The 20,927-nt window shown below is 53.7% G+C and carries 25 protein-coding genes; 16 read left to right on the top strand and 9 right to left on the bottom strand.

Features of this window, described 5'->3' with window-relative positions:
- Nucleotides 1–7: 7 nt before the first annotated feature.
- Nucleotides 8–697 carry a tRNA (guanosine(37)-N1)-methyltransferase TrmD gene (trmD, locus tag CIK87_RS05760; RefSeq protein ID WP_022310288.1) on the bottom strand — a complete coding sequence of 230 codons (690 nt, stop codon included), beginning with the start codon at nucleotides 695–697 and terminating at the stop codon, nucleotides 8–10.
- Between the two features lie 122 nt (nucleotides 698–819).
- Here trmD and CIK87_RS05755 point away from each other — a divergent pair, with 122 nt between their 5' ends.
- A complete protein-coding gene (locus tag CIK87_RS05755) occupies nucleotides 820–1,569 on the top strand; it encodes a DUF5020 family protein (RefSeq protein ID WP_094386246.1) in 750 nt (249 codons plus the stop codon).
- Between the two features lie 75 nt (nucleotides 1,570–1,644).
- Here CIK87_RS05755 and ligA read toward each other — a convergent pair whose 3' ends face one another.
- Genes ligA through CIK87_RS13945 form a run of 3 tightly spaced genes read right to left on the bottom strand, consistent with a single transcriptional unit; the run spans nucleotide 1,645 to nucleotide 4,617 of the window.
- Nucleotides 1,645–3,624 (bottom strand): NAD-dependent DNA ligase LigA, encoded by a 1,980-nt coding sequence (ligA, locus tag CIK87_RS05750; RefSeq protein ID WP_254046514.1) that lies wholly within the window; start codon nucleotides 3,622–3,624, stop codon nucleotides 1,645–1,647.
- Between the two features lie 9 nt (nucleotides 3,625–3,633).
- On the bottom strand, nucleotides 3,634–4,299 hold the full coding sequence (locus tag CIK87_RS05745) for a B3/4 domain-containing protein (protein WP_094386210.1): 666 nt from the start codon (nucleotides 4,297–4,299) through the stop codon (nucleotides 3,634–3,636).
- A 30-nt stretch (nucleotides 4,300–4,329) separates the two neighbouring features.
- Nucleotides 4,330–4,617 carry a hypothetical protein gene (locus tag CIK87_RS13945; protein WP_144008124.1) on the bottom strand — a complete coding sequence of 96 codons (288 nt, stop codon included), beginning with the start codon at nucleotides 4,615–4,617 and terminating at the stop codon, nucleotides 4,330–4,332.
- A gap of 204 nt (nucleotides 4,618–4,821) precedes the next feature.
- Between CIK87_RS13945 and ald the strand changes: the two genes are divergently transcribed.
- Entirely contained in the window at nucleotides 4,822–5,931 is a 1,110-nt protein-coding gene (gene ald, locus CIK87_RS05735; protein ID WP_094386206.1) for an alanine dehydrogenase, read from the top strand.
- A gap of 3 nt (nucleotides 5,932–5,934) precedes the next feature.
- Here ald and CIK87_RS05730 read toward each other — a convergent pair whose 3' ends face one another.
- On the bottom strand, nucleotides 5,935–7,098 hold the full coding sequence (locus CIK87_RS05730) for a clostripain-related cysteine peptidase (protein WP_094386204.1): 1,164 nt from the start codon (nucleotides 7,096–7,098) through the stop codon (nucleotides 5,935–5,937).
- Between the two features lie 23 nt (nucleotides 7,099–7,121).
- Nucleotides 7,122–9,833 (bottom strand): valine--tRNA ligase, encoded by a 2,712-nt coding sequence (locus CIK87_RS05725; protein WP_094386202.1) that lies wholly within the window; start codon nucleotides 9,831–9,833, stop codon nucleotides 7,122–7,124.
- 95 nt (nucleotides 9,834–9,928) lie between these two features.
- Here CIK87_RS05725 and mazG point away from each other — a divergent pair, with 95 nt between their 5' ends.
- The 8 genes from mazG to CIK87_RS05685 all read left to right on the top strand — a co-directional run bounded on the left by mazG (nucleotide 9,929) and on the right by CIK87_RS05685 (nucleotide 15,616).
- A complete protein-coding gene (gene mazG, locus CIK87_RS05720; protein ID WP_094386200.1) occupies nucleotides 9,929–10,783 on the top strand; it encodes a nucleoside triphosphate pyrophosphohydrolase in 855 nt (284 codons plus the stop codon).
- A gap of 10 nt (nucleotides 10,784–10,793) precedes the next feature.
- Nucleotides 10,794–11,366: a hypothetical protein gene (locus CIK87_RS05715; protein WP_022310296.1), complete on the top strand. Its 573-nt coding sequence runs from the start codon at nucleotides 10,794–10,796 to the stop codon at nucleotides 11,364–11,366.
- A 4-nt stretch (nucleotides 11,367–11,370) separates the two neighbouring features.
- The gene (locus tag CIK87_RS05710) at nucleotides 11,371–12,288 is read left to right on the top strand and encodes a ribonuclease Z (RefSeq protein ID WP_094386198.1); all 918 of its coding nucleotides are present in this window, start codon (nucleotides 11,371–11,373) and stop codon (nucleotides 12,286–12,288) included.
- Between the two features lie 90 nt (nucleotides 12,289–12,378).
- Nucleotides 12,379–12,687 (top strand): T9SS type A sorting domain-containing protein, encoded by a 309-nt coding sequence (locus CIK87_RS05705; protein WP_022310298.1) that lies wholly within the window; start codon nucleotides 12,379–12,381, stop codon nucleotides 12,685–12,687.
- 36 nt (nucleotides 12,688–12,723) lie between these two features.
- A complete protein-coding gene (locus tag CIK87_RS05700; protein ID WP_254046513.1) occupies nucleotides 12,724–14,229 on the top strand; it encodes a L,D-transpeptidase family protein in 1,506 nt (501 codons plus the stop codon).
- Complete coding sequence (locus CIK87_RS05695) at nucleotides 14,226–14,765, top strand: RNA polymerase sigma factor (RefSeq protein ID WP_094386196.1); 540 nt, start codon at nucleotides 14,226–14,228, stop codon at nucleotides 14,763–14,765. Before CIK87_RS05700 ends, CIK87_RS05695 begins: the two co-directional genes overlap by 4 nt.
- Nucleotides 14,766–14,808: 43 nt before the next feature.
- Nucleotides 14,809–15,153, top strand: coding sequence for a hypothetical protein (locus CIK87_RS05690; RefSeq protein WP_144007837.1), 345 nt, complete (start codon nucleotides 14,809–14,811; stop codon nucleotides 15,151–15,153).
- 22 nt (nucleotides 15,154–15,175) lie between these two features.
- On the top strand, nucleotides 15,176–15,616 hold the full coding sequence (locus CIK87_RS05685; protein WP_094386194.1) for a hypothetical protein: 441 nt from the start codon (nucleotides 15,176–15,178) through the stop codon (nucleotides 15,614–15,616).
- Between the two features lie 75 nt (nucleotides 15,617–15,691).
- Here the strand turns inward: CIK87_RS05685 and CIK87_RS05680 are convergent, their stop codons facing one another.
- The 3 genes from CIK87_RS05680 to CIK87_RS05670 are packed head-to-tail and all read right to left on the bottom strand — an operon-like array spanning nucleotide 15,692 to nucleotide 17,711.
- Nucleotides 15,692–16,276, bottom strand: coding sequence for a M48 family metallopeptidase (locus CIK87_RS05680; RefSeq protein WP_094386192.1), 585 nt, complete (start codon nucleotides 16,274–16,276; stop codon nucleotides 15,692–15,694).
- Nucleotides 16,277–16,279: 3 nt separating this feature from the next.
- On the bottom strand, nucleotides 16,280–17,515 hold the full coding sequence (locus CIK87_RS05675; protein WP_094386240.1) for a M64 family metallopeptidase: 1,236 nt from the start codon (nucleotides 17,513–17,515) through the stop codon (nucleotides 16,280–16,282).
- Nucleotides 17,516–17,525: 10 nt separating this feature from the next.
- Complete coding sequence (locus tag CIK87_RS05670; protein WP_022310305.1) at nucleotides 17,526–17,711, bottom strand: hypothetical protein; 186 nt, start codon at nucleotides 17,709–17,711, stop codon at nucleotides 17,526–17,528.
- Nucleotides 17,712–17,769: 58 nt separating this feature from the next.
- Between CIK87_RS05670 and CIK87_RS14330 the strand changes: the two genes are divergently transcribed.
- The 6 genes from CIK87_RS14330 to rpsR all read left to right on the top strand — a co-directional run bounded on the left by CIK87_RS14330 (nucleotide 17,770) and on the right by rpsR (nucleotide 20,924).
- Nucleotides 17,770–17,922, top strand: coding sequence for a hypothetical protein (locus tag CIK87_RS14330; protein ID WP_158216211.1), 153 nt, complete (start codon nucleotides 17,770–17,772; stop codon nucleotides 17,920–17,922).
- Nucleotides 17,923–17,985: 63 nt separating this feature from the next.
- On the top strand, nucleotides 17,986–18,489 hold the full coding sequence (locus tag CIK87_RS05665) for an RNA polymerase sigma factor (RefSeq protein ID WP_094386189.1): 504 nt from the start codon (nucleotides 17,986–17,988) through the stop codon (nucleotides 18,487–18,489).
- Nucleotides 18,490–18,497: 8 nt separating this feature from the next.
- Complete coding sequence (locus CIK87_RS05660; protein ID WP_144008123.1) at nucleotides 18,498–19,163, top strand: hypothetical protein; 666 nt, start codon at nucleotides 18,498–18,500, stop codon at nucleotides 19,161–19,163.
- Nucleotides 19,164–19,185: 22 nt separating this feature from the next.
- Nucleotides 19,186–20,088, top strand: a complete 903-nt coding sequence (locus CIK87_RS05655; RefSeq protein WP_094386185.1) for a hypothetical protein — start codon at nucleotides 19,186–19,188, stop codon at nucleotides 20,086–20,088.
- A 216-nt stretch (nucleotides 20,089–20,304) separates the two neighbouring features.
- Nucleotides 20,305–20,649: a 30S ribosomal protein S6 gene (rpsF, locus tag CIK87_RS05650; RefSeq protein ID WP_022310308.1), complete on the top strand. Its 345-nt coding sequence runs from the start codon at nucleotides 20,305–20,307 to the stop codon at nucleotides 20,647–20,649.
- Between the two features lie 2 nt (nucleotides 20,650–20,651).
- Complete coding sequence (rpsR, locus tag CIK87_RS05645; protein WP_094386183.1) at nucleotides 20,652–20,924, top strand: 30S ribosomal protein S18; 273 nt, start codon at nucleotides 20,652–20,654, stop codon at nucleotides 20,922–20,924.
- Nucleotides 20,925–20,927 lie beyond the last annotated feature (3 nt).

Below are 20,927 nucleotides of genomic sequence, written 5' to 3'. Positions count from 1 at the left end.
GGGGGGGTTATCCCTTCTTCTGCCGTTCCAGCAGGTCGGGGCGCAGACGGCGGGTGCGCTCATAGCTCTGCTCTATCTCCCAGTCCTTGATTTTGGCTTCGTTGCCGCTGAGCAGGATGTCGGGCACACGCCAGCCTTTGTATTCTGCCGGCCGTGTATAGATAGGCGCTGAGAGCATGTCGTCCTGGAAACAGTCCGACAGAGCGCTCTGCTCGTCGCCCACCACGCCCGGCACGATGCGTACCACGGCATCCGAGATGATGGCAGCAGCCAGTTCGCCACCGGTGAGCACGTAGTCGCCCACCGAGATTTCGCGGGTGATGAGGTGGTCGCGCACGCGCTGGTCTATACCCTTGTAGTGGCCACACAGGATGATGAGGTTCTGCTTGAGCGACAGGTCGTTGGCCACATGCTGGTCAAACTGCTCGCCGTCGGGGGTGGTAAAGATTACCTCGTCATAGTCTCTCTCGGCCTTGAGGGCGCTGATGCAGCGGTCTATGGGCTCTATCTGCATCACCATGCCGGCAAAACCGCCGTAGGGATAGTCGTCCACGCGGCGCCATTTGTCCTTGGTGTAGTCGCGCAGATTGTGCAGATGTATCTCAGCCAGTCCCTTCTTTTGGGCACGTGCCAGGATGGATTCGTGAACAAAGCCCTCGAGCATTTCGGGCAGAACGGTAATGATATCTATTCTCATAGTGTCTATTTCTCTGAATTTCATCTACAAAGTTACGACAATTTTGCCAACCATCTCTTATATTTATGGTCTTTTTCGTACCTTTGCACTATCTTTGGACTATTTTTATAAACATGTATCATATGAAACAGAGATTACTTATGCTTGCAGCCTTCACCGTGGCTGCCGTTTCTGGCTTCGCACAGAATGTCCAGTTGCATTATGATTTGGGTCGCTCGCTTTACTATGACCTTTCCGAGCGTCAGAGTGTAACCACCACTATCGAGTTGTTCAAGCCCGACCGTTGGGGTAGCACCTATTTCTTCACCGACCTCGATTATGAGAGCGACGGAGTGATGGGCGCTTATTGGGAGATTAGCCGCGAGTTCAACCTTTCTGCCAACAAGCAGTGGGCTGCCCATGTAGAGTACGACGGTGGTGTAAGCACCGGCCGTATGGACAACAGTTATTATGGCAACCGTTTCCAGCAGGCGGCTCTCCTTGGTGGTGCGTGGAACTGGCATAGTGCCGACTTCTCCCGCACATTCTCGCTGCAGGCTATGTATAAGTATTATTTCAAGAATGCTCACAAAGACATGCGTGCTTTCAACAGTTTCCAGGCTACAGCAGTTTGGGGCATCAATTTTGCCAAGGGCCTCTGCACCTTCAGTGGTTTTGCCGACCTCTGGTATGACCAGAGCGTGCGTGGCAACTACATTTTCCTGAGCGAGCCTCAGTTCTGGGTTAACTTGGACAAGCTCAAGGGATGGGATGATGTCCATCTGAGTCTTGGCAGCGAGGTCGAGCTGTCCAACAACTTCGTGTGGAACAACCAGGGTGAGAACAATAAGTTCTATGCCATCCCCACAGTGGCAGCCAAGTGGACTTTCTAAACTTGGAGACCATATACAGAGAGCGGCTGACGGGTTATATGCCTGTCAGCCGCTCTCTTTTGCTTCATGCAGTGTCTATCCGAAACGCTCGACGAACTCGTCTTCACTGATAATGGGGATGCCCAGCTCCTGGGCTTTCTTGTTCTTGCCCGACTGAGAGGTTACATCGTTGTTGATGAGGTAGTGGGTCGAGCGACTTACGCTACCTGTAACCTTGCCGCCTTGACTCTCGATATAGGCCTTGAGCTCGTTGCGGTTTTTGTAGTGGTGCACATCGCCGGTCACTACGAATGTCATTCCCTCGCAACGGGCGCCGGCTGGCGCGGTGGCATCTGCCTCGATTTCTATCTCGGCGAGCAGACGGGTTACCATCCTGCTGTGCGTGGGATTGTGGAACCACTCCACTACAGCAGCCGATTTCTCGGGGCCTATGCCGTCTATGTGGGCAAAGTGTTCAGGGTTGTCGGTCTGAGAGGCTTCGGCTACCAACTTTTCGAAGGTGTATGCGGCGAGCAGACGCTTGCACACGTCGGTGCCGCATAGAGGTATGCTCAGGGCGTATAGCAACTGGCGCGCCTTGACCGTGCGTGCTTTCTCTATGCTGCGCAACAGGTTGCTTACTGACTTGCGCCCGAAGCCTTCCATCATCGACAGCTCCAGCGCATGCTCGTCCATGTGGTAGAGGTCGGCATATTCGCTCACCCAACCCAGGTTGATGAACTTGGCGATGGTCTGTTCGCTCAGTCCGTCGATGTTGGCACCAGCCTTGGAGACAAACCGTGCAAACTTGCGCAGCTGTTTGGCGGCGCAGTCGGCATTGGTGCAGTGCAGCGTGCGTGTGCCGCTTGCGCTCTCGGTCACCTCGGTGGGTGCGCCGCATACGGGGCAGGCGGCGGGGATGTCGAGTGTGCCCACGGTCTGTATCACCTCTATCACCTTGGGGATAATCTTGTTGGCCTTGATTACCGATAGGGTAGTGCCGGGGCCGCCTATGCCCAGGCGTTCGCACTCGCTGATGTTGCAGAGCGAGGCGCGCTTCACGGTGGTGCCCTCGAGACTTACGGGAGTGAAGACCGCCACGGGCGAGATGGTCGATGCCGCACACGACCACTCGATGTGGTCCAGCTGGGTCTGTGCACTCTCGTCCTGCCACTTGAAGGCGTAGCCGGCGCGGGTGGCGTGGTGCCCCGTGACCGAACCGGTAGAGGCGTAGGCCGTGTCGTCATAGACGATTACCAGCCCGTCTACCGGGAAGGGGCATTCTCCGCTGGTGACCTTGTGGGTCCAGCCATCGATGCTGTGGTCTATGTTGTCGAGGGTAGGCGTGGCTATCAGCTCGCGCTCCACGGTGGTGAAGCCCAATCGGTCCAACAGCGCCATGCGGTCGCCCCACGAACCGACAGCCTCGTCGGTATAGACCAGCGTAAAGGCTATCCACTGGATGTGGCGGCGGCTTACCTCGTTGATGTCTTTCAGCGTGAGCGAGCCTGAAGCCAGGTTGCGGGGATTGGCATACTCTTCGTCGCTCTCCATATTGAATATCTCAAAGTCCTTGTAGGATATTACCGCCTCGCCACGTATCACGAGGTGGCCCTGATGGTCTATGTGCTGGGGGATGCCGCTGATGGCTGGCGCCAGGTGGGTGATGTTGGTGCCGGTATGACCGTTGCCGCGCGTCACGACCTTGCTGAGCAGTCCCTCGTCGTAGGTCACCACGAGGGTGAGGCCGTCGAGTTTCCACGACATCCAGATGGGGCGCTCCTCGGCCCACTTCACCAGGTCGGCAGGACTCTTGGTCTTGGCGAGCGACAGGGCGGCAAACTCATGGTCTTCCTTCTTGCCGGCGATGTTGTCTTCTGACACCTTGGCAGTGGGCGAGCCGTCGAGCGTGATGCCCGTGAGCGTCTCCATAGCCTTGAGCCGGTCGAAGAGAGCATCCCATTCGTAGTCGGTCATCAGCTCTTCCCTGCCATTATAGTAGGCTGCAGACGCCGCATTGAGCTGTTCTATCCACTGGCGCATCTGTGCCACGCGGCTGTCATTATTCTGTTCCATAGTCTTACCTTATTTATATATATAGTAGCTTCCGTCGGTACCGTCGCAGTAGTCGCGCGCCAGCTGGAGGATGTACTCGGCATTGGCGCGCACGTCGGCCTCGCAACCGTCATACCCGTTGATGAGCACCACGAGGTGGGTGGTGTTGTCGTCTATCTTGGTGCGCTCGTGGTCGGAGGTGGGAGTGCCCACGCCCCCCACGGCGTCGCGATAGACGGGTAGACCCTCGATGTTGATGGTGCCGCGGCCAATGCCCTCGTAAGGTTCGCCGGCACGGCCCACACCCAGGGTGAGCGTGTCGCCCTCAAACTTGTCGGCGTCGAAACCGCCAATGCTGTAGCCATAGCGTATGCTCGCCAGATTGACAAGGTCTACCAGCGTATTGATTTGGTAGAGCTGCTTGCCTTGGAGGATGCGGCGGATGAGGGCTTCGGCAGCAGGACGGTAGCGCGACGGGTCTTTGCCGCAGGCACGGTAGACCTGTCGGGTGGCTGCTATGCCCGAAATGTCTTTGAGCGTCTCGGTCGTCAGGGTCTGCCTGAACTCCTGGCCCAGTCGGTCTATCTCGCCCCAGAGTCCTGCTGAGTATGGGCTGTTGTGTACGTATATCTCTACATGTGCTCCCACAAACTCGGGGCACACGCTTTCTATCTCGTCAGATACTATTATGCGCATGGTGATACTGTTGGTTACTATGTTGCGAAATTACGAAAAAAATAAGACATAGATGTAATTTGTCGGCAAAAACTTGGCGACATCCCTATGAAGCGGCGCCATCATGGCAGTTGTAGCCAAAGCGCAGGAGCATGAAACGATGTGGAGAACTGTGCCCCACGAAAGCATCGGAATATCCTGATTTCTGCCCGTGATGCAGTGGAAACTGATTGCGAACTGCGAAACGGTAAAATCGAAGTGCGAAATGAAGAAATCATGGTTGGAAATCCAGAAATCAAACCACGCAATTATTTTTAAGTTCATCAGCATGGTTTTCATTCCGCCGACTATCGGTCAGAAGATGCCCCCACGGGAGACCACGTGGGTGAAAAAGGTGGCGTGAATGGCGGCCGATGCAGGCTCGATGTGCTTACAAATCGTAAGTGAAAGGATAAAGTTTGAAAAAAAACGAAGAAAAATGTTTGGAGAATGTGATTATTTATTATATTTGCAGCAATTAATCAATTAAAAACCAATATAATCATGAAAATCGGTATTCCAAAAGAAATCAAGAACAACGAGAACCGAGTGGGTATGACCCCCGATGGCGTGGCCGAACTGGTAAAACACGGGCACGAAGTGTTTGTACAACATACAGCCGGCGATGGCAGTGGCTTTGCCGATGCGGCGTACGAGAAGGTGGGTGCCAAGATACTGCCCACCATCGAAGCGGTGTATGATGTGGCTGAAATGATTATAAAAGTCAAAGAGCCCATCAAGCCCGAATATCCTCTGCTGAAGCATGGACAGTTGGTATTCACCTATTTCCACCTGGCTTGCGATTTGGAATTGACCGAGGCCATGGTCAAGAGCGGTGCGGTGTGTCTGGCCTACGAGACGGTGCAGACAGCAGACAAAAGGTTGCCTCTGCTGGTTCCGATGAGCGAGGTGGCAGGCCGCATGGCGTCAATCAACGGTGCCTACTATCTGCAGAAGACCAAGGGCGGAAAGGGCAAGCTGATGAGTGGTGTGCCCGGCGTGAAGCCCGCCAAGGTGCTGGTACTCGGCGGCGGCATCGTGGGTGAAGCGGCTGCGCGCATGGCTGCCGGAATGGGGGCAGAGGTGTATATCACAGACATCAGTCTGCCTCGTCTGCGCCAGTTGGATGCCGAACTGCCTGCCAATGTGCATACGCTATACTCGACCGAGCACAATATACGCAAGGAGTTGAAGGATGTGGATATCGTAGTAGGTTCGGTACTGGTGCCGGGCGACAAGGCTCCGCACCTCATCACCCGCGACATGCTGAAGGAGATGGAACCCGGAACGGTGCTGGTGGATGTGGCTATAGATCAGGGCGGCTGCTTTGAGACTTCGCATCCCACAACACACAGCGACCCCGTATACGAGGTGGATGGCATCGTACACTATGCCGTGGCAAATATTCCCGGTGCAGTGCCCAACACGTCGACCGCCGCTCTGACCAATGCTACGCTGAAGTATGCCTTGGCTCTGGCAGACAAGGGCTGGAAGAAAGCATGTCGTGAAGACGCGGCTCTGTATAAAGGCCTGAATGTGGTAGAGGGCAAGATAACCTTCAAAGCTGTGGCCGATGTATGGGGTATGCCTTATGAACCGGCTCAGGTAGATTAACTCCTAATGGGTGGCTTGCCACCAAGCAGTCATAGATTTCCGGCCCGCTACGTAACTGTTGGTAGTAGGGTCGGAAATTGTTATTCCGCAGAACGTGGTGACGGGGATGGTGCTTATGCCGCCATTGAACTGGCTCAGGTCGGTATACACGGCATTGGTGTGGGTGTGGTAGGGCACAAGTCGCTTGACCAGATAGTCAAACTGGCTGCGGTCATTGGCATCGCAGAGATCATCGATGTAACTCTTCATGTCAAAGAAAATGGTCTGTGCCATACCGTCGAGTTTCTGCAGACGGTCGACATGGGTGGCATCAAAGGTGTAACGGCCGTTGATGTCTTTCATCCACGCAGCCATAGCGTCCATCTGTCGGCAGTCTATCACCGAGAGCGTGCCGTAGGGATAGGTGTGCTGGGTGTAATAGGTATGAAACTCGTTGACAATGGACTGATAATCGGGGCTGGTGGCAGCCAGGTGGCGCCAGATGCGGTAGTAAGGCAGTCCGTCGGCCATAATCTCTGAGGTGGAGGCGATGATATGGTCGGTGGCGTCCTTTAGGTCGTATGCCACTTCGACTCCCGCCATGTAGCAGTCGTCGAAGGCGATGAACTGAAGGGGCATGGCTGCTCTCTTGATGCCTTCGGCAAGGTCGGAGAGCTCGGTCTGAAACTTGGCGTCGATTCCGCCAAACGAGCGGCTACGGTAATAGTCCTTGACACCGCTTGGAATCCATCCGTTGCCATGGCATCCGATGACCATGGCATATCGGGGAGCCGGGGCGGCGGTCTTGACATCGCCTAAGAGTGCAGCTATGCCCGAGGCACTGGTGTAGTCGTAGGCATTGTAACGCTTGAGCGTGTCGCGGACGCACTGGTTGCCCTGATACCTGATTTCTACCAATGCAGAGTAGGTAGGCGACTGCGAGATGAAAGTGAGCAGGCGCGTATTGCCCATCCCGCCCTGTTGGCGGATGGCCCTTTCTATATTCTCAATGTTGTTGATAAAGTACGAATATAGATTGCGCTGGTAGGGAGGTTGGCCAGTAGACGACCAAGGAAGGTAAAGAAAAAGCGTTTTCTGGGTCTCTGGCGGTGTCGGAGCATTGTCGTCGCTACAAGAGGTAAACAACAGGGTCACGAAACACACACACAAACCGAGAAAACGCTTCATAATGATTAAGTATTTAATGAGTTCTATTTCTTTCTGAGCTCAGCAATCGACTCCTGGAGTGCTGCAATCTTCTCGAGCGAGTCGCTCTCCTTCTTGCGCTCCATGGCTACGACAGCCTCGGGGGCATTGGCGACGAACTTCTCGTTGGCGAGCTTCTTGCGGATACCCATGAGGAAGCCTTCGAGGTGCTTGAGCTGTGCCTCGGCCTTGGCTATCTCGGCCTCGACGTCGATGAGGTCGCCCAGAGGTACGGCAAACTCGTGAGTGCCCACCATAAAGGCGCTGGCGCTGGCATCCTTGTCGCTCACTACGTCGATGCTGCTGAGGTTGGCCATCTTGGTGATGACGGCGTTGTAGGCAGCGAAGGCGTTGGTGCCGATGGCCTGCAGAGCCAACTGCTCCTTGGGCGCAATGTTCTTCTGGTTGCGTACCATGCGCACGCCGCTTACTATCTGCTTCACCTCCTCAATCTGCGAGATGAGGGTAAGTTCGGCCTCGGTGGGAGCGGAAACCTTCAGCGCGTCGCGCATGATGCTCTCGCCATCCTTGCGGTCGTAGATGTGCTGCCACAGCTCCTCGGTGATAAACGGCATGAAGGGGTGCAGCATCTTGAGCAGTGTCTCGAAGAAGCGCAGTGTCTTGTCGTAAGTGGCGCGGTCGATGGGCTGGGCTTCGCCATTGATGTAGGCGGGCTTGACCATCTCGAGGTACCAGCTGGAAAACTCATCCCAGAACAGGCGGTAGACAGCCATCAATGCCTCGGAGATGCGGTACTTGCGGAAGAGGTCGTCGACCTCCTCGTTGGTCTGCTTGAGCTTGGCGTCGAACCACTCGGTGGCTATGCGGCTTGCCTCGGGCTGCTCGCCGTCGGCAACGGTCCATCCCTGAACCAGACGGAAGGCATTCCAAATCTTGTTGTTGAAGTTGCGGCCCTGCTCGCACAGGCTCTCATCGAAGAGGATGTCGTTGCCGGCGGGGGCGGAGAGCATCATGCCCATGCGCACGCCATCGGCGCCGAACTTCTCGATAAGTTCGATGGGGTCGGGAGAGTTGCCGAGACTCTTGGACATCTTTCGGCCCAGCTTGTCGCGTACGATACCGGTGAAGTAGACGTTCTTGAACGGTATCTTGCCGGTGTACTCCTCGCCAGCCATAATCATGCGGGCTACCCAGAAGAAGATAATGTCTGGTCCGGTAACCAGGTCGCTGGTGGGGTAGTAATAATTGAGCTCCTCGTTGCCTGGGTTGTTGATGCCATCAAAGAGGGAGATGGGCCACAACCATGAGGAGAACCATGTATCGAGTGCATCTTCGTCCTGTTTGAGGTCATCAGCGGTCAGAGCGGCATTGCCGGTCTTTGCCTGAGCCATCTTCAGCGCCTCGTCGGCGGTCTCGGCTACCACGAAGTCTTCTTCGCCGTCGCCATAGAAGTAGGCGGGTATGCGGTGACCCCACCACAACTGGCGCGAAATGCACCAATCCTGGATGTTGTCGAGCCAGTTCTTGTATGTAGTCTTGTATTTGGCGGGGTAGAAGTTCATCTCGCCGTCCATAACGGGAGGTAGGGCGATGTCAGCGAAGTGCTGCATGCGAAGGAACCACTGTAAGGAGAGGCGTGGCTCTATCGCCGTGTCGGGGTTTCGCTCTGAATAGCCCACCTTATTATTATAGTCTTCGATGCGTTCCATAAGTCCGGCGGCCTGAAGGTCCTTTGTAATCTGGCGACGACAGTCAAAACGGTCCATGCCGACATACAGCGGAGACGCCGCGGAAATGGTGGCGTCGGCATTGAAGATATCGATGGTCTCGAGATGGTGTGTCTTGCCCAGCATATTGTCGTTGGTGTCGTGTGCAGGGGTAACCTTCAGACATCCTGTACCAAACTCTATGTCTACATAGCGGTCCTCGATGACGGGGATGACACGTCCCACGAGTGGTACGATAACCTTCTTGCCTCTAAGCCATTGGTTCTTGGGGTCTTTGGGGTTGATACACATCGCGGTGTCGCCCATGATGGTCTCAGGGCGCGTGGTGGCTACCACTGCATAGTAACCCTTCTCGTCCTTATGGATGACATTGCCTTCGGCTGCTTGGTCAATATCCGAGCAATCACAGTCAGGAGCAATGTAATATTTAAGATTATAGAGTTTGGACTGCTCATCCTTGTAGATAACCTCCTCATTGCTGAGTGCAGTCTGGGCCTTGGGGTCCCAGTTTACCATGCGCAGTCCGCGGTAGATAAGTCCCTTGTTGTATAGGTCAACAAAAACTTTGATGACGCTTTGAGAGCGCTTCTCATCCATGGTGAATGCGGTGCGGTCCCAATCGCATGATGCCCCCAAACGGCGTAGCTGCTTGAGGATAATGCCACCATGTTCGTTGGTCCAGTCCCAAGCATGCTTCAGAAATTCATCGCGGGTGAGGTCATGCTTCTTAATACCTTGTTCAGCAAGTCTCTTCACCACCTTGGCTTCAGTCGCTATCGAGGCGTGGTCGGTTCCGGGTACCCAACAAGCATTCTTGCCTTCCATGCGGGCGCGTCGCACCAGAATATCCTGGATGGTGTTGTTGAGCATGTGACCCATGTGTAACACGCCAGTTACATTGGGAGGTGGGATGACAATGGTGTATGGTTCTCTTCCGTCTGGCTTGCTGCTGAAGAGTTTGTTGTCAAGCCAGTACTTGTACCATTTCGACTCCACTTCACGTGGGTCGTACTTACTTGCTAATTCCATATTTTTCGGATTAATAATATCATGTTAAAAAAATCATTGCAAAGTTACAAGAATTTATTGAAATTTACTTACTTTTGCATAGAAAAAATATAACAATGAATACGAGAGAAGCTAAAATAGAAGCCTTTGGCCACCTGCTTGATGTCCAGGAGCGCCTTCGTAAAGAGTGTCCCTGGGACCGCAAACAGACGTTTCAGAGTCTGCGTCCCAATACCATTGAAGAAACCTTCGAGCTTGCTGACGCATTGATGAACAATGACATGCATAATGTGAAAAAGGAGCTCGGTGATGTCATGGAGCATGTGCTGTTCTATGCCATTCTTGGAGATGAATCCGACGAATTTGACATCGCTGATGTCTGCAACCAAGAGGCTCGCAAGCTGATGTTCCGTCATCCATTTATAGATTGGACGGGATGGCGGGATGATCCGAAGGCGGACTCGGGCGACGTGCCGCACAACAGCGAGGAGGTGGAGCAGACTTGGGAACAAATCAAACAAAAGGAAAAGGACGGCAACAAGACCGTGCTTTCCGGTGTGCCAGCCTCGCTGCCTTCGCTCATCAAAGCCTACCGCATCCAGGACAAGGCCCGCAATGTGGGCTTTGACTGGCAGAAACGTGAAGATGTTTGGGATAAGGTGCGGGAAGAACTCAACGAGCTTGAGGTTGAACTCGCCAAGGACGACGCTATCAACTCTGAAAAGGAACTTGGTGATTTCCTCTTCAGCGTCATCAATGCCGCTCGCCTCTATCATCTCAATCCCGACAACGCGCTCGAGCAGACCAACCAGAAGTTCATCCGCCGCTTTGGCTACGTAGAGCAGAAGGCCAAAGAGGCTGGAAAAGAGCTTAAAGATATGACTCTCGGGGAGATGGATGACCTCTGGAATGAAGCTAAGTATCAGGAACGCAAGAATGATAACCAATACAATGAGAATGATAATCAATAAAAGATATACAATGAAGAAGGTATGTTTTATCTTGACCATTGGAGTCGTAATGATGATGATGGGATGCGGAGGACAGAAGAACGCGGACAATAATGCCGACGCGGATAGCGTGGAGGTTATGGAGACGCCGGATTCTACGGTCTATGGAGTGTGCGGAAGTGGCACGTCGATGCATTCTCTTGAATTGGTGACCGACGAGGGCGACACCATAACCTATATGTTGGATGCCGACGATGCGGAGATGACCGTCAAAGGCGGAATGTTGGTCGGCGACCGCATGGCAGTTGTCGGCTTCAAGAATAGTGATGGAGAGATGCAAGCCTCGCAGGCCATCAACATCACCACGTTGCTCGGCAGATGGACCAGCATTGACAAGAACTTTGAAATACAGGAAGGTGGAACAGTGGCATCGGCAGTCAAAGCCGAAAGCAACCCTTGGACGGCGTGGAAGATATGCAATTGCAAGCTCATTCTCAATCGTGACACCTTTGGCATTGACGTTCTGGGAGCCGACAGCCTATATCTCGAAAATCATCAGGGCATCTACGCCTTCAAGCGCCAACCTGTGAATAGTAACGATTAACGTTTTGGAATCATTCAAGGTACATATACTCGGGTGTGGCAGTGCGCTGCCCACGCTGCGCCACAATGCATCGGCGCAGGTGGTAGAGCTGCGCGACAAGATGTTCATGATAGACTGCGGAGAGGGCACCCAGATACAGCTCCGTCGTTCGCGCGTGAGTTTCTCGCGCATTGGCCACGTTTTTATTTCCCATCTGCATGGCGACCATTGCTTCGGGCTTATCGGGATGATATCCACATTCGGCATGTTGGGGCGTACAGCACCGCTGCATGTCTATGCTCCGGCGGAGTTGCAACCCATCCTGGAGGTGGAGATGCAAGCTTACTGTCAGGGACTTGAATACAAGGTCGAGTTCCATGCGATTGATACCGCGGCGACTACCGTTATCTATGAAGACCGTAGCCTCACGGTGACTACCATTCCCCTTGAGCATCGTATGCCTTGTTGCGGTTTCCTTTTTTGTGAGAAACGGACACTCCCGCACATACGTCGGGACATGATAGACTTCTATCATATCCCCGTATGTCATATCGCCAACATCAAGAACGGCGCAGACTGGACGACCGAGGATGGCTCTGTAGTCCCCAATTCGCGCCTTACTTTCCCTGCAGACCCACCTCGCAGCTATGCTTACTGTAGTGACACGCGCTATATGCCCAAGTTGCATAAGCTCGTGGAAGGCGCTACCGTGCTTTATCATGAGAGTACCTACGACAAAGCCTGCGCCGACCGCGCCAAGCTCTACTACCACAGCACATCGGAGCAAGCCGCAAAGGTAGCGCGGGCCGCCGGAGTCGGCAAGTTGGTCTTGGGACATTTCAGTGCCCGCTATGAGAACGAGCAGACTATCCTCGACGAGGCCGTTGCCATCTTCCCCAACACCGTCTTGGCCAATGAAGGCATGGTGATAGATGTTAAATAGTTTTAATGATGCTCATTTTGTTCGTGCAAATGATGGATAGTGTGCGATAAATTACCTATTTTTGCATTGAAATACAATATTGAAAGGCTTATGATAAAAAATATACTCGTATCAGTTTTTGCTTTGTTCGTCGCCTTTGCCATGCCATCGTCGGCGATGGCCAACCCAGGCATAGAGATTGTGGAGACCGATTTCCAGCAGATTTCTATATCTTACGCCAACTCCATCCTGCGTGTTACCGGTGCTGAGGGAGAGGTCCTTCAAATCTACAACGTGGCTGGAGTAAGAGTGATGAACGTCAAAGTGGAAGGTGAAGACAAGCGCTTTGAACTCAGCTTGCCCAAGGGTTGCTATATCGTAAAGGTGGGCAAGTGTGTTCGCAAAATCTCTGTCAAGTAGTCCGTGTCGAGCCTCCTGAAACTATTCTTTATTGCGGTGGCCGCCTTTTCGCTTGTCGCCTGTAGCGAAAAGGATGTCAATCCCAACCGCGACCTTACCTTGGATGATTTTTCCACGATGCGTGTGTCTGACTATGTGGTCAGCCTGTCGCGTCTCAAGCAGCATTTGGACCGCCAAGTGCGCGATGACCGAGATACGGTCGCTTCCGATTATTTTCTTCGCAATTATTACCAGCAGGGTGGACGCCTCCTTTGGGTAGACCGTCAGGGCGTCGACCGCCGGGCTGACACTCTCTTGGCCTATCTGCGTCATGTCGACAAGATTGGCTTCAGTCCCAATCGTTTTCGTGTGCCCCAGATAGAGGCCGACCTCCATCGTATGCGCCACCTGCAGTTTGACACGCTCCACACAGCCAGTCGTGTAGTGGCTCGGCTGGAGTACAATCTTACCAAGTCATACCTGCGCTATGTGACGGGCCAACGCTTCGGTTATGTCAACCCCCGCGTGCTTCTCAACCGCATTGACCTCGTCGACACGGCGCGTATAAGCCTCGGCTATCGCACCCTTTTTGATGTTGGGATGGACACCCCCAACCGTGCGTTCTACCAGCGCGCTCTCGCCAAGGTCGAGGCCGACAGCGTAGCCGTCTTCCTGCACGATGTCCAGCCCGTCGATTCGCTTTATCGTCGGTTTGCGCAGATGCTGCAGACCACTCCGCCGCAGACGCCAGCCTACTCGCGGATAATGGCCAACATGGAGCGCCGCCGCTGGCGCACCCACCGACATCCCCAGACTTGCCCCAAATATGTGATGGTCAATGTGCCGGCGTTTATGCTGACCGCTGTCGACGGCGAGACCACCATGCAGATGCGTGTAGGACTGGGAGCCGTGTCTACCAAGACCCCTCTGCTCGTCAGCGATATCTCCCGTATGGACCTCAACCCTCAATGGATTATCCCAAGGAGCATTATCCGCAACAGCGTGGTACGCCACATCGGCGACAGTGCCTATTTCGCCCGCAACCATTACATTGTGCGCGAGCGCAGTACGGGCAAGACTGTCTCCTGGCCACATTTCACATCAGATATGTTGCTTTCGCCCGCCTATTCGGTTGTGCAGAAAGGTGGTGAGGGCAATTCCTTGGGGCGTATAGTATTCCGTTTCCCCAATTCTTTCTCCGTTTATCTCCACGACACTTCATCCCGCGGATTTTTCAGACGTGCTGTGCGCGCAGTCTCTCATGGTTGTGTGCGAGTTGAGCGCCCCTACGACCTGGCAGTTTTCCTTCTCGCCGACAAAGACCCGTCGGTCAAAGCCAAGATACAGTATTCGATGACAGCCATGCTGGCCCGCGACGGCGAAGCCCAAGCTGATACGCTCAAGCGCCGTATGGTTATCCGTTCCAAGAGCCTCGACCCGGTAGTGCCGTTGTTCATTACCTATTACACCCTCTATCCCGACCCTCAAGGTCATATGTGTGAGTATGCCGACATCTATGGTTATGATGCCGTAATCAACCGATATCTGAACAATTACCGATGACAGTCGACGACAACACACTTCTGAAGATGCTCGCGTCGCCCGAGACCAAGCGCAAGGCATTCGGGCTCATCGTCAGCCAGTATAGCGAGATGCTGTATTGGAAGATACGACACTTTGTGCTCTATCACGACGACGCCGACGATGTGATGCAGAATGTGCTGATGAAGGCGTGGATGAATATCGACAGGTTCAAGGCCGATTCCAAGATTTCCACCTGGCTCTACAGTATTGCCGTCAACGAGTCGCTCGACTTTCTGCGCCGCAAGAAGAACGTGGCCGACGCCGATGCCGACCTCTACGCCGCCCGACACCTGATGGCCGACGAGTATTTCGACGGCGACGCCACCGAGGCCCTCTTGCAGGAAGCCATTGCCCAACTCCCCGACATGCAGCGCACGGTTTTCCTGCTCCGCTATTACGATGAGATGAAATACTCTGAGATGAGCAAGATGCTCGAGCGTACCGAGGGCGCTCTGAAGGCCAATTACCACATTGCAGCCCAGAAAGTTTTGGATTATATTAAACACCGTGATTAAACTATTCGAAGATACAATCGTCAAACGTATAAAGTGAATGAATATGAGCGAAATCAATCTTAATGACATGCAGTCTGGTCACCACCGCAATCCTTTTACGGTGCCTGAAGGATATTTCGACCATTTTGCCGATGACTTTATGGCCCGTCTTGATGACCAGCCTGCCGTTGTCCATCATTCATGGTGGCACCGTTACCGTTATTATGTGGCTTCAGCAGCCTGTCTGGCAGGCCTGTTGCTTACATCTACTGTCTATCTGGCCCATACGCAGCATCAGCAGACCAAGGCTCTTGCCGAGCAGCATGCCATCGATGCTTCTATCGACGAGATGGCCGACTATGCCATGTACGACAAGGGCGATATGTATGCTTCGCTGTCTGAGTATTAATGTATATATAATAAGGTATAGCATGAAAAGAATACTGATAATGTCCTTCACTCTGCTGCTCGCTGTCGTGGCGGCTGCCGCAGAGCACGATTTCAACCCCCGACGATTTCAGGCGGATATGGAGACTTTCATTGTCAAGGAAGCAGATCTCACGCCTGCCCAGATAGATAAGTTCCTGCCTCTTTTCCGTGAGATGCAGACCAAGCAGCGTGCCCTCTTCGATGAGATGCGCCAGTATCGCCGCATGGCCGATTTCGGCGATGACAACGCCTGTGCCCGCGCCATCCATCGCATGGACAACATCGATGTGCAGATACGCCGCATCCAGCAGCAGTATCACCGCAAGTTTCTGGCTGTTCTGCCTGGCCGCGTGGTGATGAAGATTCTTCGTGCCGAAGACTGCTTCCATCGTCAGGCTTTCCGCCGTGCAGCCCGCTGTCCTCGTGCCCCGAGAGAGAAATAGCCCCATCCGTTTATAGAGAGACGGGAAGAATGTTGCAGATGATTGTTGCCGACATTCTTCCCGTCTTTTTTGTGTCTATTCTTCGCCCAGATAGTTTCTTAGGGCAGCCGTCATGTTGCGCAGTTGTGCCACTCGGGCTTTGTAGTCAGGGCTTCCCGCCCGTTCGTAGTATATCAGTGCGCTCTCCAGATAGTCCTTTGCCACCCGCATATTGTGTAGATTGATGTAGCAGAAGCCTAAGCGGTAGAGCGCGTCGGCCTTCTCGTTGCCGTAGCGCATCAGGGTGGTGGCTTCGTAGTAGGCTATGGCGCGCTGCCATTGCTCCTGCTTGAACAAACATTCGCCGCAGAGCCAGTTGTAGAGCCCCACCTCTTGGGGCGAGAAGGCTTTCAGTTGCGGGATGGTCGCCTCCAGATATTCTGCTGCCTTGGCGTATTGGCCTTCGTAGTAATAGCACACGCCGAGAAATGCCCTGAAGCGCGGATTGATGGTATATACGCTGTCGAGCCGTGCCAGGATGAGCATGCACTCATGATACTTGGCCGTCTGAAAATACTCTATGGCCCGCCCCAGCTGCTCCTTGTCGGCCTGCTGGGCGTGCAGAGGCAGCGTGGCAGCCACGAGTATGGCTATCGTAGTCAGCGTATGGCGCAGCGGCATGGCTTATTCGGTATAGAAATTGATGAGTCTGACGAGCGCCTGACGGCAAGCCTTGCAGAACTCGGGGTTCTCGTTGGTGCGCATGCGGCAGTCGGGATAGGCGCGATACACGCCCTTGAGGCTGTAGCCCGCTCCCTCGTAGAAACCAGCCTGGCTGTCGGTGCCTATCAGGTTCTCCCACTTGTTGTGGAAGTCCACCTTGGTCGTGATGTTAGGTTCCCATGGCTCCACATCGTGAGGATACATGGGGATGTCCTCAAAGTCGTAGGCGTATTCATCGGCAAGACCGGCAAAACTGTGGCCGAACTCATGGACCACCACTGGGCGGAACTTGGGATGGTGGGTCATGGCGAGGTTGTACGAGTTGAGTATGCCGCCGCCACCATACTGGTCGGTATTCACCAGCACGATGATGTGCTCATACGGAGTGCCAGCCAGCACGTCGTGCAGCGTCTTCAGCCTGAGTGTGGTCAGATAGCGCGAGCTGTAGAATGTGTCGAAGTGGGAGCCCAGCACCGTGTTCTTCCATTCGCCTGTTGCCGGCGACGATGTGCCGCTCTCTGCCGAGACGGCCTTCACTGCCACCACGTTGAACCTGTCGCGCATGCTCTTGAAGGGTTCGTGGGCAAAGATGGCATCCATCGCGGTGCGGGCGTCGGCTACGAACGTCTCCATCTCGCCCTCGGTGTAGCCCTCGGCCACGAAGGCTATGTGGATGCAGCGTGTGGTGTCGCGGGCTTGCCATAGGGTGGTGTAGGGCGTAGGCTTCTTGCCGATGCGACGTATCAGGATGTCGCTGGGCACCACCGTGTGGGTGTAGCTTGCGATGACCTCCTGGCGGTTGTTGCGCAGGTCTATTGTCACCTCTACCGTGTCTTTGGGCATGGGCATCAGAAACACGTTCTCAAACGAGCGTGCCGCGCCCTCTGCCTCGGGATAGCTGAGCCATTCCTGGAAGAGCGTGGAGAACGAGTTGCGATAGATGGCGGTGCGGGTCTTGTGGTCGCGCACGGTCAGTTGGCCGTTTCCTTGTACCGGCAGTTCGGTCAGTCGCTGTCGTTTGCCATACCATCGGGGGCTCACGTTGAGCTGGTCGAGAGCGATGTGTTGCTGCCGGGCGTTGCCCTCGAAGATGTAGTCGAGCCGCAGCGTGCTGTCGGTGAAATACTTGTCAAAGTCTTGTGCCGTGGCCGTCGCACACAGTGCCAGGGCGAGCAGAGTCGTCATTATATGCTTCATATCCATTGTCTTATTCGTGTTTCCAAGCCGTGATGTATAGCCCCACGCTTATCACTACCGCAGCCAGACCAGCCAGCAGCAGCGAGTTCTTGATCCAGGGGTTGGTTATGACATAGGCTGCCACAAAGCAGACCATGCCCGTCACGAGGGCGTAAGGCGCCCCTTTGCCTATTCGGGTGAAATCTATCTTTTTCATTATTGCAAAGGTAGTGCAAACCGATAGGAGAACAAAATAAAATCATTTATTTTTTATCATGATGGTCATCAAATTGATTGCAGAGTGGGAAATGGAGATTTCAAACCCGGAATTATCCAAATCGCGGCGGGCAACCACTATTTCCAACCACGAATTAATCTTGCCGGCCATCGATGGTACAATCGGCGTTGTCAGAAGAAATTTAGGTTAATGTGTGTTAAATCGGTTGATAAATCGCGTGTTTCCGCGTTTATAGAGTAGCATAGCGAAAATCATGATGAGCGAAAAGGAGTTTACCGATATAGCCGCAGAATTGCGCGTGGCAGCCGTCCGTTCGGCTGCCGCTGCCGGCATCGGTGTCGAGGGCGCAGAAGATGTGGCCCAAGACATAATGCTGAGGCTGTGGACGCTGCGCGACAATATCTCCTCCGCTCGTCATGCCCGTGGACTGGCTGTGGTGGCTGCCCGCAACAGGGCGCTCGACATGCTGCGCCAATCTCACACGGTATCGCTGACGACGGGAGTGACTGTTGTCCAGTCCTCGTCGGCTGCCGATGTCGCTATCGAGGCCGATGAGACCGATACATGGCTGCAGCGCAGACTCCAGGCTCTGCCGCCCATGCAGCATCAGGTGTTGCGGCTGCGACAGATAGAACTGAAGGACAATGCAGAGATAGCTGCCATACTCGGCATCAAGCCGGCCTCGGTGGCCACGCTGCTCTCAAAGGCACGCAGACAGCTGCTCGCCGATATCAGAAAACGTAATCAACGTACATAAATATAACAATGTATAACGAAAAGCAAATCAGACAACTCCTCACGAGGTTTATGGAAGGCCAGACCACGGTGGAAGAGGAGCAGGAGATAGCCCGGTGGTTTGCCGCCCGTCGCGAGGTGGCTCCCGACTTGGAAGACTATCGGCAGATGTTTGCCTACTTTGATGCCGGCATGCCCGAAGAGGATGTGGCTGTCACTCCCGTGACAGCGGGCAGGTCGTCGTCTGTGGCCCGGAGCATCGCCCTCAGGGTGGCTATGATTGCCGCCGCCTGTGTGGCTGTGGCTGTGGTCATGACGCTCGCTCTCAGCCCGTCGTCGCCGTCGGCAGACAGTGTGCAGATAGCAGCCGTTCCCATAGACACGGTCTCGGGTGCCGCTGTCCATGCACCCTCAGTCCCCAAGGCAGACAGCGTGAAGAGCGAGAAACCCAAGGCGCGCCGTTATCATAAATATATGTACACGCCGGCGCCTCCCCACCCGCTGTATGCCGAGGCGCGCCGAAAGGAGTTCGTCGACTCGCTCTCCGACGCCATCGATGCCTTTGTGGCACAATGCGTGGAAGAGGCGCAGCGCGACGATGAGCAGCTCTACCAGCAGGCTATGATGGAGGGAGCTAACCGCGAGAATGCCATCGTCAATGAAGCCTTGGCTGTGCTCGAAGAAGAAGTTTATTAAAATATAAAGGAGGAAACTGAATATGAAGAAAATCAAGCGTTTTATCTTGTTGGCTGTGCTCGCTGCCATGGCGGCTGTCGCCTCTGCTGCCTCGCCCAAGCAGTCTATTGATGTAGCATTTGCGCAGCTGGCTCAGACCCTCATAGACATGGGTGCCATCACCAATAGCGAGGCCCAAGAGTATGAAGGCGGTTATCACAAGTTCTACAACTTTGTCATCGACAAGGAGCAAAGAAAGCTGGTCGATGACTTCGAGGCCAAGACTATGCGGCCCAATGTGGCTCTGGCTTACATGTCTAATTTCCGCAAGGCCGGTACGATAGCCAAGTCCAATAATATAGGTTATGGCAAGGACAACGCCCTGACCTATAATCTGGGCGTGTATATCGACCGCAACTACGATATCCTCTACCTGCGCGACCCGCTGAACAAGGAAAAACGTTATGTCTATGCTTTGGTGTGGTGGATGTCTGGGAAAAAGATGAATGGTTCGCTGCTGAAGTTCTATAACATTGACCCGGTGGTGCAGCGAGAGAAGGCATCGAAGCAGACCGAAGGCCGCAGAGTGCTACGCACCGAGAGCGACAGCATCTTGATGGTTGACGGTAGCGGAAAGCTGGTCTACTCCAATCTGGATATCGCCAACAAGGCCACCAAGTTTACCTCTTCCAGTCTGTTGACGGCAGTAACATCAGTATGTTCGGCCTATACGTCGCTCGCCTTTTCAGATGGCGCAGCAAAGGATGTGGAATACCGCCAGATATTGGCCAACCGACTGGTAACCCTGTGCAATCTGGGTCGCAAGACGTTTGATGCCAACGACAAGAAGGCTTGCATCAAGCTGGTAGAAGGCGTGCGTCGTTGCGAGTCGGATGTGGTCAACAGCACGCTGCTCGACGCTGCGCTCACGCTGCTCAAAAACTGATTATAGAAATCTCTCTCAACTCTGAAAGTCCTCCGGCAACTGTCAACGATGGTTGCCAGGAGGACTTGTCTGATTAAAAAAATAATGAAATAATCCTCGAAATGTTTGTCAGTCAGGAAAAAAAGCAGTACCTTTGCACCGCATTTTGAGGCAGTGGGCTTCGGCTCTCCTGTCGATAGTGCGCAAACATTAATCATTTATTAATTTATAAACAGTATGAATCAATACGAAACCGTTTTCATTTTGACTCCCGTTTTGTCTGATGAACAGATGAAGGAAACGGTCGCTAAATTCAAGAAACTGCTCACTGATAAAGGCGCAGAGATTCTGAACGAGGAGACCTGGGGACTGAAGAAGATGGCTTATGCTATTCAGAAGAAATCTACAGGCTTCTACTGTCTGTTGGAATTCAAGGCTGAGCCAACTATCGTTAACTCTCTCGAGACTGGCTATCGCCGCGACGAGAAGGTTATCCGTTACATGACCGTTAAACTTGACAAGTATGCTGCTCAGTACGCCGAAAAGCGTCGCGCAAAACTTGGTAAAAAAGAGGAGGCTTAATCATGGCAGAGCAGAACAATTCAGAAGTACGTTACTTGACAGCTCCTTCTATCGATGTAAAGAAGAAGAAGTATTGCCGCTTCAAGAAGAGCGGTATTAAGTTTATCGACTACAAAGATCCTGAGTTCCTGAAGAAGTTCCTGAACGAACAGGGTAAGATTCTTCCCCGTCGTATTACTGGCACATCTCTGAAGTATCAGCGTCGTGTGGCCCAGGCTGTAAAGCGTGCGCGCCAGATAGCATTACTTCCTTATGTAACTGACTTGATGAAATAAAAA

This window comes from Prevotella sp. P5-64, from assembly GCF_002251285.1.
Lineage (GTDB): Bacteria > Bacteroidota > Bacteroidia > Bacteroidales > Bacteroidaceae > Prevotella.
This window is presented reverse-complemented; position numbering and strand designations above follow the sequence as displayed.